Genomic DNA, 14655 nt, shown 5'->3' on the forward strand with positions numbered 1-14655 from the left:
CTGCCACACGTCGTGGGGGCACATGGCGGAGCGACCCGACTTCATGCGTTCGACTGTTGTGGAGAGAGGGGCAGCCTGGGCAGAGGGTCAGACGGTCAGGAAATAGATCAGCAGCAGACTGCCGAAAACGATCCGGTACCAACCGAACACGGTGAAGTCGTGACGGCTGATGAAGGAGACAAGCCACTTCACCACGAAGATCGCGGAAATGAAGGCCGCGACGAAACCGACCGCAATGATGGATGCCTGATCGGCGCTCAGGCTGTCGCGTACCTTCCAAAGGTCCACCGTCGCGGCACCGAGCATGGTGGGGATGGCCAGAAAAAAGGAAAACTCGGCAGCCGTCTTGCGGTCTACCCCGATCAGCAGCGCGCCGAGAATGGTCGCGCCCGAGCGCGACACCCCCGGGATCATGGCCAGGCACTGGAAAAATCCGATCTGGAGGGATTTTTTGAAGGTCAGCTCTTCGACCGATTTGATGTGCCCGTCATAGTCGTAGCGTTCGATCAGAATGATCGCGACGCCACCCAGTATCAGGGATGTGCAGACGACATAGGGCGAAAACAGCACCTGCTTGATGAAGTCGTGAAGCGCGAGTCCGATAAAGGCAGCGGGAAGAAAGGCGACGATCACCGCCATGGCGAAACGCTGGGCGGCAGGATCGCCCGTCAGCCCCAGAAGGACGTTCAACAGCCGACGAAAATAGAGAACGCAGATCGCAAGGATCGCGCCGAGCTGGATAACGACTTCGAACACCTTCGAGAGAGACCCGTCGAAGCCGAGGAGTTCGCCGGCGACGATCAGATGGCCTGTCGATGAGATGGGCAAAAACTCCGTCACCCCTTCCACGATTCCAAGGATGATGGCTTGCCAGAAAGTATGGTCGAACATGAAGGGTTACTCGAATGGAGGGCTGCCCGGAGCGCGGTGGAAAGAGCTTAGCAATATGGAGTGTCGGGTGGAACGGAAAGCCGGTCGTTTCGGTTAGAATCCGGTGGCATCCAGCGCATCCTTGACCCGCATGGCCGCGATTTCATAGGCCGCGGCGCGCAGCGTAATCCCTTCGTCATGCGAACGGGACATGACGTCATGCGCCGCGCCATGAAGGATGCGATTCAGCTCCCTGTCCACCTTGAAAAGCGGCCAGGCCCGGCGCTGGAGATTCTGAACCCATTCGAAATAGCTGACGATGACGCCGCCGGCATTGGCGAGAATATCCGGAACGATTTCGACATTCCGTTTCAGAAGGGCGTCTTCGGCATCCGGCGTCACCGGCGCGTTGGCGGCTTCCACCAGATGGCGGCAATTGAGCGTATCGACATTCTTACGCGTGATCGCACCGCCAAGGGCGGCGGGAATGAGGTAGTCGCATTCGAGCGCCAGCAATTCTTCGTGCGAAATGTTCCGGTGCCCGTCGACATCCTCGAGGGTGCCGCGCTCCTGCTTGTGTTTGACCAATCCATCGAGGTCGAGGCCGTCTTTCCCATAGACGGCGGTACGGGAATCCGAAACCGCGATGACCTTGACGCCGAGATCGCGCAGACAGAAGGCGGCATGCATGCCCACATTGCCGAATCCCTGAATGACGGCGGTGGCGCCCGAGAGGGGGCCGCCCCGCGTACGCGCGACGGCGTCTATCACGATGGCAACGCCGTATCCGGTCGCCTTTTCCCTTCCTTGCGAGCCGCCGAGATTGATGGGCTTGCCGGTCACCACGGCGGGGGAATGGCCATAGATGGCGGAGTATTCGGAATGGATCCAGCCCATGATGCTGGCATCCGTGCCGACATCGGGGGCCATGATGTCCATTTCGGGGCCGATATGCCTGTGCATCCGCTTCACGAATTTACGTGTCAGCATTTCGAGTTCGCGACTTGTCAGGCTGTGCGGGTCGCAGTCAATGCCGCCCTTGGCGCCGCCCAGCGGAATATCCATCAGTGCCGTCTTGAGGGTCATGAGGGATGCAAGGTCGCGCACCTCTTCAAGGTCCACCTTCGGATGGTACCGCAGCCCACCCTTGTAGGGGCCACGCGCATTATGGTGTTGCACGCGATAGCCCGAAAAAACCGCTAGCTCGCCATTGTCGCGCACGATGGGAATCTCGACCTTGATCTCCCTGGCGGACAGGGCCAGCAGCTTGTGGATGCTGTCGCTGTAGCCAAGCCGTTCGCATGCGGTACTCAGAGCATTGGTGAAGGTGCTTAGGGTATTGGTCTTGCTGGGCATTTTTGGTCCGTTCCCACTGCGCGGCTTGTCCAGTCAATAGAGCCGGTACCGCTCTTCGTTTTCTGTCGGGCGGATTGGAATGGAAATTGGCGGGCAGGGCAACAGCGGAAAAGCCGTGGCAGGGCGTTGCGCGAAGGCGCCGATGCCTGAATGGAGTGTGAATATGTCTTTCCACCCCTGTTCAGCGGTAAAGCGGCAGTCTGGCTTGGCGGCAGGGGAAAACCCCCGCGCCTCTGCTGCGACTGCCGGATGCCGGACAAATTTGACTTCAGGCTGAGTCCGGAGATTCAGCAAGGGGCGGGCGGCGGATCGAGTGTCCGGTTCGCCGCCCGTTCCGTCGCTTCACCCCGCCGCCAGGCCTTGGCGAATGCGCGCCCAGACGTCATCATCCTTCGTGAATCAAGAAGAACGGGCAAGAAGGGCGAGGGGATGAGCAAAACGCAGCGGATAGGAGAATTTGTCGCTATCGAGCGAGAGGACAGGATCGCCATTGTCACTTTTGACAGGGGCGATCGCATCAATGCTCTCTCCGTCCAGCTTCTGCATGAACTTACGGCGGCGGCCCGGGAACTCCGGCAAGATACCGTGACCAGCGCCGTGGTACTGTATGGACCGAAGGTCTTCACAGCGGGTGCCGACCTGGCGGATCCGGCGATCCGCGAGCGCCAGGAAGCGAGCCTGTTGGAACGGCGGGAAATGCTGCGCGCCGGCCCCGATATGTGCGACGCCTGGGAAGCGGTCGATCAGGTGACGGTCGCCGCCATTGAAGGGTTCTGTATTGGCGGGGGTGTTGCGCTGGCGGCAGCCTGCGATTTCCGTATTGCGGGACGGGGCGCCCATTTCCGGCTTCCGGAAATACCGCTCGGGATGAATATGAGCTGGCATACCCAGCCGCGGCTGGTCAATCTGATCGGGCCTTCGCGTGCAAAGCAGCTCACCATATTCGGCGAAAAGGTCGCCTCCGAACAGGCGTTGAACTGGGGCCTGGTCGATGACTTGGTCGATGATGGCGATGCCTTTGCCCTCGCGCGGCAATGGGCGGAGAAGGCGGCCGCGCTGCCGCCGGTGGCGGTACGTATGGCAAAGCGTGGCATCACGGCGGCCGCCACCGCGCTGAATGCGGCAACCACATTCATGGACGCCGACCAGTTCGCCCTTGCTTCGACCAGCGAGGACCACCGAGAGGCCGTGTCGGCCTTCCTCGAAAAGCGCAGTCCCAGATTTACCGGCCGCTAGCGGTAGCGGGGAGGCAAAAGGGCGCGCCGCGCAGCGCCCGGTTTTCTGATAGCCTCTCTTGCGGAGCGAAAAGAACGAAGACCAAAGACATGCTCAAGATCCGCAAGGTTCCCCTCGATACGCTGCGCGAGAACGTGGCTGTTCTTGCCCATGACTGCGTGGCGCTTCGCCCCGAGGCCTTTCAGGCGTTCAAGCGCCTGCAGGTGATCGACGGAAACCGGTCCATCATCGCGACGCTGGATGTTTGCCATGACGGCGATATGGTCAAGGCCGATGAGCTGGGGTTGGCAGAGCCCGCTTTCAGCCGTCTTGGCTTGCCGGAAGGCACGGTGGTGAACATTGCGCCGGCGCCGAGCCCGCATTCCCTGAACTATGTGCGTGAAAAAATCGACGGGCGAACCCTGACGCAGCATCAGATAGAGGAAGTGATCCACGACATCGTGGGGTACCGCTACTCCGATATGGAAATCGCGGCGTTCCTCGTTGGCTGCGCGGGCTTCATGAGCACGCAGGAATTGCTCGATATGACACGCGCCATGGCCGGTGCTGGCACGACGCTCGACTGGCCGTCCCCCATGGTCGTGGACAAGCATTGCATAGGTGGCATTCCCGGCAATCGGACATCGATGATTGTCGTGCCTATCGTGGCGGCCCATGGACTGACGATCCCCAAGACCTCGTCCCGCGCCATCACCTCGCCGGCGGGAACGGCCGATACGATGGAGATTCTCGCCGCGGTCGATCTGTCCATGTCGGAGATGCGCAAGGTTGTCGAGAAAACAAAGGGCTGCCTCGTCTGGGGCGGCCATGTGAATCTGTCGCCCGCGGACGACATTCTCATTAGCGTCGAGCGACCTCTCAACCTCGATACGCGCGAACAGATGGTCGCTTCCATCCTCTCCAAGAAGATCGCAGCGGGGTCCACCCATCTCGTGATCGATATTCCTATCGGTCCCAGCGCCAAGGTGCGCGATACCAACGAAGCGATGAGGCTGCGCAAGCTCTTCGAATATGTCGGCGATCAGGTCGGTCTGGTCATCGATGTCGTGATTACCGATGGAAGTCAGCCCGTCGGTCGCGGCGTAGGCCCCGTTCTGGAGGCGCGCGACGTGATGAAGGTATTGCGGAACGATGCGGACGCACCCGCGGACCTTCGGGAGAAATCGGTCATGCTGTCGGGCCGTATTCTCGATTTCGATCCAGATCTTCGCGGTGGTACGGGAGAGGAGCGTGCACGGGAATTGCTGGAGAGCGGCGCCGCATTGAAAGTCATGGAGGAAATCATCGCGACGCAAGGCCCCAACGACAATCCGCCGGAACCCGGGCCGAGGCAGGTGGATGTTTGCGCGGAAGCGGATGGTTTCGTCGCTTCGATCGATTGTCTGAGAATTGCACAGCTTGCGCGCATCTCCGGTGCGCCGCTCGACCGGGGGGCGGGGCTCGAAATGCTGAAGCGCGTCGGCGATGAAGTTCGAAAAGGCGATCCGCTGTTCCGGATTTATTCGGCGGGTAGCGCCCATTTCGACCTCGCCGTGGCCGCCGCGGAGGAGGACAACGGGTTCGCTGTGGGGTCCCATCCTTTCGACCGGGAAGCGCGCTCGACATCATGAAACCTGTGCTTCTGTCATTTTGCTGGGATGGTGATGCGCCACAACGGCTGGCGAGCGAACTGGATCTTGAGCACCGGACTTTCGCGCTGCACCGGTTTCCGGATGGCGAAATTCTGGTGAGGGGTCCGGAAAAGGTTGCGCGGACCGTCATTCTCTATTGTTCTCTGTTCGAGCCGAACGAGAAGCTGGTCGCGTTGATGCTTGCCGTGGATATGCTGCGTCGCGCGGGCGCGGACCGCATCGTTCTTGTCTCGCCCTATATGAGCTATATGCGGCAAGATAAGGCGTTCGAGCCGGGGCAGGCGATAAGCCAGCAGGCGATTGGAAAATTCCTTTCAGCCTTGTTCAACCGTATACTGACGGTTGATGCGCATTTGCATCGCACGCCGAACATATCGGATGTGTTTCCCGGCGCGGAAGCGGAAAATTTCATCGCAGCCGAAACCATCGCCGACTACGCGGCCACGAAAGGGTTCGGCGGCGAGGCTCTGGCGGTCGGTCCCGACAGGGAGTCGCGTCAATGGGTCGCGCGTGTGGCGGACCGACTTGGCTGTGACAGCCTGGTCGGCGAGAAGACACGTTTTTCCGACCGTCGGGTGGAAATCGAATTTCCGGTGGGAGGCCTTTCGGGGCGGAAGATTCTTCTGGTCGACGATATCGTTTCCAGCGGCGGAACTGTCATCAGGGCAGCGCGGAAACTGAAATCGAAGGGGGCCGGGCATATTACGCTGGCAGTGACCCATGCGCTCTTCACAGGGGATATCGGCCGCGCTCTGCGCGAGGCCGGCGTCGATGAAATCTGGGCCACCGACAGCGTGCGGCACGAAGCGAGTTGCATCGCGCTCGCGCCGCTTCTGGCAACCGGTCTGTGGAGTGAGTGTGAATAGGAACGGAGAGAGGCAGACATGACCATAACGATGAGTGTGCATGGCGCGGCGCATACCGTGACAGGGTCGTGTTATCTGGTCGATACCGGGGAGGCCCGCTTTCTCGTCGATTGCGGCATGTTCCAGGGCGCGAAAACCGTCAAACAACTGAACTACGAAGCATTTCCGTTCGATCCGGAAAGCATCGACTTCGTTTTGCTTACCCATGCGCATATCGATCATTCCGGACTCATCCCGAAACTGGTCAAGCACGGCTTTTCCGGCCCCATCTATGCGACGCGCGGCACGATCGATCTTCTGTCATGCATGTTGCCGGACTCCGGCCATATTCAGGAGTTCGAGGTCGAGCAGCTCAACCGGCGCAATGCCCATCGAGGGCGACCACCCGTCACGCCGATATACACGGTGGACGATGCCGAGGAAGCGATGAAGAGCTTCAGCCCGGTTTCCTACGATGACTGGGTTAGTCCGCATGCGGGCATTCGTGCCCGCTTCTGGAATGCAGGGCATATTCTGGGTTCCGCCTCCATCGAGGTGGAAATAGCGACCGGTAATGAAGAACTGCGCCAGCTGCGCATGCTGTTTTCAGGCGATATCGGGCCGGAGGTGAAAAGTTTCTATACGGAACCTGAATCGCCGAAGAATCTCGATTTCCTCATTTGCGAGTCGACCTACGGCAATCGGGAGCGGCCGGATGTCACGCTGCACGACCGGCGCGAAATGCTGGCGAGAGAAGTCAATGAGGCATTGTCGGATGACGGTGTTCTGGTGGTGCCGGCCTTTGCCGTGGAACGGACGCAGGAATTCCTGGCCGACCTGTTCGAGCTGATAGGCAGCGGGAAGGTGCCTCATGTTCCGATCTTTCTCGACTCGCCGCTCGCCATCCGGGCGACGAAGGTCTTCGTCGACCATGCCGACGAACTTGAAGACGGGCATGCCTTCAGGAAATACATGAATTCCCAGATCCTGCGCACGACAGAGACGGTGCAGGAGAGCATGGGGATCGAACGCTTCAAGGGCAGTCATATTGTGGTGGCCGCAAGCGGTATGTGTGACGCGGGACGCATTCGTCACCACTTGAAAAACCATCTATGGCGGCGGAACTCGACGGTTCTCATCATCGGTTACCAGGCACGCGGCACGCTGGGGCAGTTTCTGCTCGATGGAGCGAAGGCTGTGCGCATCCAGGGCGAAGAGGTGAAGGTCCGCGCGCGTATCCGGCAGCTCGACGTCTATTCCGGTCATGCCGACGGCTCTTCGCTCGCGCGTTGGGTGGAGGACAGAGCGCCGATCAAGCGAGGCCTCTTCCTGACGCATGGCGAGGAAGAATCCATTGAAGGCCTGCATGAGCGCCTCTCCGAAATGGGACTGGATGGCGAGCGTATCGTCGAGCCGATGCTCGACGATATGTTCGACCTGACGACGGAGGCGCCTGGCCCAAGGGCGCGTCCGGTGGCGCGACGACTGGAGCCGGAAGATGTCGGCAAGCCCGACTGGCACAATGAAATGTCGGAACTCTGGCTGGATGTCGCCGAAGAGATGGAGCAGGCGGCGGACAATCGGGCGCGCAAGGTAATTATCCGCCGGCTGCGAAGAGCGTTGAAGAACGACTAGCTTCCAGGCGCGATTTTACCTGTTGGTGGGACGCCGGCGTTCGTCACGTCTGTCATGGTCGCGCGTGTCGCGGGAACGCTGGTGTGCCGCGCCCTGACGTTCCCTCTGCTCACGCATTTGTCGCTGTCGTTCCATTTGCCGTCGCCGTTGCTCGGCATCCCGTTGGCGTTGTTGCTGGATGCGCTGCCGGCTCTGCCTGTCCATCTCCTGCTGGCGCATGCGCATGCGGTCTGAATCCCGCTGTTGCTGCTGCCGCTGCAATTGGCGTTGCCTATCGAGCTGTTGTTGACGGATCCGTTCCCGGTCGGCGTCCTGTCTACGCTCTCTTTGCTGCTGCCGCTGTATTTGTTGTTGCCGGTCGAGCTGCTGCTGGCGGGTCCGCTCGCGGTCGGCGTCCTGCCTGCGTTGTCTTTGCTGCTGCAATTGCCTGTTGCGCTGTTGTTCCTGAAGCTGCCGCTGCCGGTCCAGTTGCCTTTGACGATCACGCTGCTGCTGTTGTCGGCGTTGCCTCTGCGATTGTTCGTCGCGTTGCCGTTGCCGTTGGCGTTCAAGCTGGCGTTGTCGGTCTCGCTCCTGCGGGCTTATACGATTGCGTTCGTCCCACTGCGGCCTCTGAGCGGAAGGCCGGCGGTCTGCGCGAATGTCTCTTATCCGCAGGCGGTCGCCGTCGAATTGATGGCTGCGGTGCCGCAAATTGGCGTCGCGCTGAACACGGACGCGAACCGGATCGCGGCGACTGCGCGACGCGTACCATTGGCGGTCGAAAGGACGATTGACGATGCGGTCCCGCCGGAGATTGTGCCGGTGCCAATGCGTTTTGCGATAGTAGGTGCGATAATTCTTCCGCACGATCACATGGACATAAACATTGTTCCGGACGAAATCGTTCCGATAGACATAATTCCAGCCGGGATAGTTCCAGCCGGGGTCCCAGCTCGACCAGTTGACGAAGATGCCGATGGGCGACCAGCCGATATAGCCGTCGCTGAACCGCCAGGTAACCCATGCCGGAGACCATACCCGGCCCGGTACCCAGAGCCAGCCATAGTAGGAATCGTATATCCATCGACCATAGTGGAAAGCGGCCCAGCCCCAGTTGAAGTCCGACGCCCAGGTCCATCCGTAGTCATCGTCCCAGACCCATCGTCCGCGCGTATAGGGCCGCCACCCGCCACGCATGTTGCGGGGTTGCCAGACGCGGCCATAGGCGCCCAGCTCATGCCAGCGGCCATAGGGGGAAAGTTCGTCATGGAAATATGCGGCGTCCGCGTAGGAATCCGGATAGGCGGGCCGCGCCTTGGAAGGCGTGGCGACCATGATTACGCCCGAAAGAAGGGCTGCAAAAAACAGGAACGGGAGTCTCGTCATCTCACGCCTCGATTCGTTCTACCGGTCATAGCCGGCGAACCGCCGCTTTCGCGTCGAATGACGTACCCCTGCGGTCCTTATACCTCCGAAAGCAGGGTGACAAAATGGAAAAATTAACCCTCGATTAACCATAAGAGCGCGGTGCGGCGTTGCCGGCCTTTCGCGCTCAGTCGGGAAGAGGCTTGGGAATATCCTCGCCGAGATGAGCTCGCGCCCGCTCCGCCGCGGTCTTTTCCGTGTCCTCCCGGGTTGAATGGTCGGGATGTCCGAGATAGGCGATGCGCCATCCGGCGGTGGCCCGGAAGGTCCGATCCTCCGCGAAGGGATAGACGATCCCCTCATTCGAGACGCCATAAAGAAGCACATTGTCTTCGGATTGAGAGTCAAGCATTTGCTGAAAACCGAACTCTTCCGTCAGCTTCGTATGCCGTATCTCGAAGCCCTCCTTAACGATCAGCCCTTCCAGTTTTTCGAGCGTCGTTTCGTCTTTGAAGAGAATTCGCCCCGCGGGCGTGGTGGCGCTCTCAGCCTGGTCGGCGAGACGGATATTGAACACATTGCCGGAGCCGAATTCGCCCGCATAGCGCATGCAGGCAAGAGCGTTGAGCGGTGCCCGGTGGGACAGAGCGAGCAATTCGCCAATACCGACGAGATCGAGACGCCGGTCGGCATCGTCGGATACGACGGTGCCGAAAAAAGTGCGAAGGCCGGCCATGCGCGCCTTCCTGATCTGATCCCAGGAGGTGTCGGCAAGGATGACGTCGATATCGAGCTTCTTCAGACTGAGAGCGACAGCCTGGGCGAGGGGATTGCCGCCGAGGATCAGCACGCCGCGGGCTTCCGGATCCGCCACTTTCATCAAGCGGGCGAAGGGCCGGGCGGTCAAACCCTGGACAAAAACGGTGACGACGATCACCGCGAAGGTGACGGGAACAAGGATGTCGGCGCCTTCGACGCCGGCTCTTTCCAGTTCGATGGCAAAGAGGGCGGAAACCGCGGCAGCCACGATGCCGCGCGGCGCGATCCATGACAGTACGATCCGTTCCCGCCAGGGCAGTTCGCTTCCGATCGTCGAAATCATCACGGCCACCGGCCGCGCCACGAAAATGATGAAGCCGAGCAGGGCACCGGTGGTAGACCAGTCCATCTCGAAGGCTGAGGCGGGGACGCGCGCTGCGAGTACGATGAAGAGGACGGATGTAAGCAGGACGGTCAGGCTTTCCTTGAAGTCCAGAATATTGTCCGTATTCACATCCTTCGTGTTGGCGAGGATAACGCCCATCACGGTGACGGCGAGCAGCCCGGACTCATGCGCCAGCGCATTGGCGAGCGAGAAGGTCAACAGCACGATGGCCAGCGTCGTCACATTGTGCAGATAGTCCGGCAGGATATGACGCCGCATGATGAAGGAAAGGCCGAAGGCGGCGGCGACGCCCAGCCCGATGCCCGCGCCGAAAATCTCGGCGGCAAGAAAAAGGTCCTCCACCTGCCTTGTCCCCATGGCGACGAGCTGGAAGATGACCACGGCGGCAAGCGCGCCGAGCGGGTCGATCAGGATGCCTTCCCAACGCAGAATATTGGCAAGCGACCGGGTGGGCCGAACGGTCCGGAGAATGGGCACGATGACGGTCGGCCCGGTAACGGAAGCGAGCGCGCCGAAGAGAAGCGCGACTTCCCAGGAAAAGATGTCGAGAGCCCAGGCGGCCAGCGCAATCAGCAGCATGGAAACAAGGGCGCCTATCGTGACGAGTCGCGTGACGACCTGACCGTGCCCCCGGATTTCGCTGAATTTGAGCGTCAGGCTTCCTTCGAAAAGGATGACGGCAACGCCCAGCGAGACGGCGGGGAAAAGGAGGTCGCCGAAAAGGGCATCGGGATCGAAAAGGCCGAGGACCGGCCCTGCCAGCAAACCGGCCAGAAGGAGTACGAGGATGGCCGGTTGTTTCACCCACCAGGAAAACCACTGGGCGGCAATGCCGATGGTGACGATGAGGGCAATGACAAGACCGGTGTCTGGATTGTCGGGCATGAAAGCTTTCTGGCAGTGTCGGAGAGGGGCGGCGGCGATTACTCGCCTTCGGTCTCGATCATTATGACGCGGCCGCAATGTTTGCAATGAACGGCGTCAGGGTCGTGGCGGTTCAGCCCGCAATCCGGGCAGGTATATTTCACTTTCTGGGGCCGGAAGATGGTCTGCGCAAGTCGCAGGAAAAGCGCCACGCCGAAAACCATGATGATAACGGCGAGAAGGCGTCCCGATGTTCCCGTCAGGGTGATATCGCCAAACCCCGTGGTGGTCAGCGTCGTCACGGTGAAATAGAGCGCGTCGATATAGTTGCCGATGCCGGGGTTGATGGGTTGCTGGATGACATAAACCACAGCCGTCACGACGAAGATGAAGACCAGCAGATTGACGATGGCCTGGATAACGGCTTCGTGCCGGACGAACACGGCATAGCGCTGCCGCACTTCTCGCAATACATGATAAGAGCGCAGAAGCCTCAACGAACGAAGCACACGGAGAAACGCGAAATTTCCGGCGATGGCGACGCTGAGAAGGCTGAAGATCACGATGATGTCGGCCAGCGTTTCGAGCTCGACAAGATACTGCCATTTGTTGCGCGCGATAATGAGACGCGCGGCGAAATCGACGGCCAGCACCGCGCCGATCAGGAGGTCCGCTGCGATCATCCATGAGCCGTCGTCCATAAAGGACGAGACGACGAAAAAGCCGATTGTCACCACGTCGAACGCAAGCAGGGCGTACCGAAAAGCGGCGGCGCGCCGGCTGTTCCCGAGATAGAGCGTTCTGAGCTGCGCCTTGAGTGTGTGACTTGTTTTGAGCATGTCGCAGGGCGACCTCGTCCTGATCCTTCGGAATCGCATCCTACAACAACTCACGCAGGGCGTAGATAGGCGCTTCCCGGCCGTTTCGGCGGAAACCTATAAGGCGATTTTCGGGCAGACTGTATGAATTCGTGTGTGTCGGCCGCCTCTATGCGGGTCACATAACTCGACGGAATTCCCAATGACCTCCACCGGGTCCGTGAACACACTCATTCTCGGATAGAGAACCTTTGGGTCGAAAGGAATTCGAACAAGCTGTCACATGAGAGCCGGATCAGGACAACCTGCTGCCGGCCGGTGAGACGAACCAGTAGAGCCCCCCACTCACCAAGCGCGGTTCGTCGGATGCATCCGGCAAGCGGGATAGGTCCCCGGTCAAGGAATTTGAGACAGCTTGTGCCCGGGGCCCGTCATTGCAGCGATCTCTCACCCGTTGCATGACGGTCCCGGGACCTGAATTCGCCAAACCGGGACGGATGACGAATGCAGAGTGACTACATGCCTTTTCAGGTGCCCCCTCAGTCGAACACCACAGTGACGACGGGTCACGGGTACACGGAACGCCAACGCACGATCGGCGACATTCTCGAGTCGGAAGAGGATTGCCGCGCGATCCTTGAAGCGGCCCGTTGGCCTGGCGGGCCGGTTTGCCCGAATTGCGGAGCGGAGCAGGCGGCCTCCCGCCTGACCACCCGGCCGGGCCTTTGGACATGCAAGGCTTGCCGGGCCAGTCAGTACAGCGTGACGTCGGGAACGCAGCTTCATCGCTCGCGTTTGCCGGTGTCGGCCTGGGTCAGGCTCTACTATCTGACTCGTATTCGCGGTCAGCAGCTGAGCAATTCGCAGGTCAGCCGCAAGCTCTCCGTCGCTTATCTCACGGCGCGCAGCATGCTGGAGCGTCTCGACGCGATGGAAAGAGAGCAGCCCGATATGGCTCGTCGTCTTTACGATCAGCTCTATTCGGTTATTCGCCGCGGCGCCGAAAGCTGAACCGTCGTTTCTGCCGGTCGATAGAAATAGGGCGCGTCTGCGTGGCTAAGCGCAGGCGCGCTGACCCAGTGAGTCTTCCAGGAATTTCACGAGATGCTGGATCTGCACGGGTTTGTGGAACACTTCCACCGCCCCGCAATCCGCCAGGCTCGCACGGAAATGCGCGTCATTGTCCCCGGTCATCAGGATCACGATGATCCGGTGGTCTAGCCCGCGCGCCGCCTGCGCTACGCGCACACCATCCCATCCCGGCATGTTTACATCGAGGATCAGCACGCGCGGCTGCTTCTGAACGATCATCTCCACAGCCTCATGACCATCGCCCGCGGTGACGATATCGAAACCGCGCCGGGCGAGGAATTCGCTGATTTCCTGAAGCTGTTCAGGATCGTCATCCGCGATGAGAATGGGAGACTGCATTATTCGCCATGCCGTTCTGGTTGAAGCGCCGTGCCGTACGAAACCGTTTATCGTACTTGTCTGGAGCTGCTTCTCTCCATTTAGACATACGGGTCGTTAAAAGGGCCTGAATCAGGTCGCTCGGAATTGACACATATGGGACATGGCGGCGACGGGCGCGACTGCGCTAACTGCGGACATGCGCGTCGTCGCGCGCCAGAATATCGTCGAGCAGGGACAGGTCGACCGGTTTGGGACAGACGCCGAGAAGCCGCAATCCGTAGGCCTGGCATTGCGCTTCGATGCCGCGCACAAGAGGTTCTTCCGCGCCGGATGTCACGATGATGCTCATATCGTGAAGAGAGGGGCGGTCGGCAATCATCCTGAGGATTTCATACCCGTCGAGCCCGGGCATGTAGAGGTCCAGAAGCAGGATCTGCGGCCTGTAGGCCTTCACGATCTCCTCGAAATCCGATTTCGGCGTCCGAAGAACGACGTCATAGCCCCGCGCGCGAAGGGCATCGGAGCATTCCTCGGCGAAATCGAGGTCGTCGTCGCAGATCATGATGCGTTTCAGGGCGACTTCGTCCTGCATATTCGTCTTTTCCGTCTTGTCGCCCATGGGCCTGGCTCCGCCATATCCGAGATCGTTGGTGTCGCAGATGTCCGCGTGTGAGTGAGTATGAAACTACGCTGTCAGCCAACCAGCTTGGGAACGCCGCAACTCACCCCGTTCACGCCCATATCGAGTGTGCCGACTTGTATGCCGAGTGCTGCGAGGAGCTGGTTGATTGCGGGGTCTAGTGCAGAAAATATTTGGGAGAGGAGAGGGGTTAGCGTGCCGGCAACCACCGTGTCGACGAGTGGCGTCAGGATACTATTCGTCACGAGCGATATCAGCGGTAGCCCCGGCAGAATGGACGTGCTGAGAGAGGTTTGCGCCAAAAGGGTAGAGACGAGACTACTTGTGTGAAGTCCCGCTACCACGCGCTTCTTCGTTCCATTATCGATATCGATCTGGGTAAAGTCCCTGAGACCAGAGCCTGCGCCGGTACTAACAGGTGTGGAACTGGCTGTCACTTCTGCAACGGGACCTAGTACCGATGTGCTGATGGTCGCAAGCGGAGGCGCCGTTTCATCGGGGGTTGGGGCGTCCGTTGTTGAAACGGAACTCGCCAACGCCGTGTCGCTGAAACGTCCGATCCCTACTAGAGCAGTATTTGGAACCCCGTTGAGGCGAACCATAGTGCCACTCCTATTGCAGGGAATTGCATCTATGGTTGCTGTTCCTTCTGCGAGATCGACATAGATTGGCAAAGAGACATTTACCGTGGCTAGCGACCCGATAAGGCTCAACGGATTTATAAGGAGCCCGAGCGGACTACTAGAGCGGATTCAAATTATTCCTGATCATATCCTGCGGCAGCGAAATAGTTTTTACACTCGGTGGGGGTGAAGGCTTGGATTGCGGATGCGAT

At 59.9% G+C, this 14655-nt stretch carries 13 protein-coding genes; 5 read left to right on the forward strand and 8 right to left on the reverse strand.

Annotated features, from left to right (window positions below; translation table 11 throughout):
- Positions 1-87: 87 nt before the first annotated feature.
- Positions 88-891 (reverse strand): undecaprenyl-diphosphate phosphatase, encoded by an 804-nt coding sequence (locus FHS78_RS11680; protein ID WP_167094417.1) that lies wholly within the window; start codon positions 889-891, stop codon positions 88-90.
- Positions 892-984: 93 nt separating this feature from the next.
- A complete protein-coding gene (locus FHS78_RS11685; protein ID WP_167094419.1) occupies positions 985-2226 on the reverse strand; it encodes a Glu/Leu/Phe/Val family dehydrogenase in 1242 nt (413 codons plus the stop codon).
- Between the two features lie 150 nt (positions 2227-2376).
- Here FHS78_RS11685 and FHS78_RS11690 point away from each other — a divergent pair, with 150 nt between their 5' ends.
- The 4 genes from FHS78_RS11690 (at position 2377) to FHS78_RS11705 (ending at position 7573) form a co-directional block, all read left to right on the forward strand.
- Positions 2377-3462: an enoyl-CoA hydratase/isomerase family protein gene (locus FHS78_RS11690; RefSeq protein ID WP_343041966.1), complete on the forward strand. Its 1086-nt coding sequence runs from the start codon at positions 2377-2379 to the stop codon at positions 3460-3462.
- Positions 3463-3551: 89 nt separating this feature from the next.
- Positions 3552-5072: a thymidine phosphorylase family protein gene (locus tag FHS78_RS11695; RefSeq protein ID WP_167094421.1), complete on the forward strand. Its 1521-nt coding sequence runs from the start codon at positions 3552-3554 to the stop codon at positions 5070-5072.
- On the forward strand, positions 5069-5959 hold the full coding sequence (locus FHS78_RS11700) for a ribose-phosphate diphosphokinase (RefSeq protein WP_167094423.1): 891 nt from the start codon (positions 5069-5071) through the stop codon (positions 5957-5959). Before FHS78_RS11695 ends, FHS78_RS11700 begins: the two co-directional genes overlap by 4 nt.
- A gap of 18 nt (positions 5960-5977) precedes the next feature.
- Positions 5978-7573 (forward strand): MBL fold metallo-hydrolase, encoded by a 1596-nt coding sequence (locus tag FHS78_RS11705; protein WP_167094425.1) that lies wholly within the window; start codon positions 5978-5980, stop codon positions 7571-7573.
- A gap of 15 nt (positions 7574-7588) precedes the next feature.
- Here FHS78_RS11705 and FHS78_RS11710 read toward each other — a convergent pair whose 3' ends face one another.
- The 3 genes from FHS78_RS11710 to FHS78_RS11720 form a co-directional block, all read right to left on the reverse strand.
- On the reverse strand, positions 7589-8941 hold the full coding sequence (locus FHS78_RS11710) for a DUF6600 domain-containing protein (RefSeq protein WP_167094427.1): 1353 nt from the start codon (positions 8939-8941) through the stop codon (positions 7589-7591).
- 166 nt (positions 8942-9107) lie between these two features.
- Positions 9108-10970, reverse strand: coding sequence for a cation:proton antiporter (locus tag FHS78_RS11715; RefSeq protein ID WP_167094429.1), 1863 nt, complete (start codon positions 10968-10970; stop codon positions 9108-9110).
- A gap of 38 nt (positions 10971-11008) precedes the next feature.
- Positions 11009-11788: a potassium channel family protein gene (locus FHS78_RS11720; RefSeq protein ID WP_167094431.1), complete on the reverse strand. Its 780-nt coding sequence runs from the start codon at positions 11786-11788 to the stop codon at positions 11009-11011.
- A 483-nt stretch (positions 11789-12271) separates the two neighbouring features.
- Between FHS78_RS11720 and FHS78_RS11725 the strand changes: the two genes are divergently transcribed.
- Positions 12272-12778: a transposase gene (locus FHS78_RS11725; protein ID WP_167094433.1), complete on the forward strand. Its 507-nt coding sequence runs from the start codon at positions 12272-12274 to the stop codon at positions 12776-12778.
- Between the two features lie 45 nt (positions 12779-12823).
- Here FHS78_RS11725 and FHS78_RS11730 read toward each other — a convergent pair whose 3' ends face one another.
- The 3 genes from FHS78_RS11730 to FHS78_RS11740 form a co-directional block, all read right to left on the reverse strand.
- A complete protein-coding gene (locus FHS78_RS11730; protein WP_167094435.1) occupies positions 12824-13198 on the reverse strand; it encodes a response regulator in 375 nt (124 codons plus the stop codon).
- 166 nt (positions 13199-13364) lie between these two features.
- The gene (locus FHS78_RS11735; protein WP_167094437.1) at positions 13365-13799 is read right to left on the reverse strand and encodes a response regulator; all 435 of its coding nucleotides are present in this window, start codon (positions 13797-13799) and stop codon (positions 13365-13367) included.
- 74 nt (positions 13800-13873) lie between these two features.
- On the reverse strand, positions 13874-14422 hold the full coding sequence (locus FHS78_RS11740) for a Tad domain-containing protein (RefSeq protein ID WP_167094439.1): 549 nt from the start codon (positions 14420-14422) through the stop codon (positions 13874-13876).
- Positions 14423-14655: the final 233 nt, after the last annotated feature.

The organism is Parvibaculum indicum (genome assembly GCF_011762095.1).
GTDB classification, from domain to species: Bacteria; Pseudomonadota; Alphaproteobacteria; order Parvibaculales; family Parvibaculaceae; genus Parvibaculum; species Parvibaculum indicum.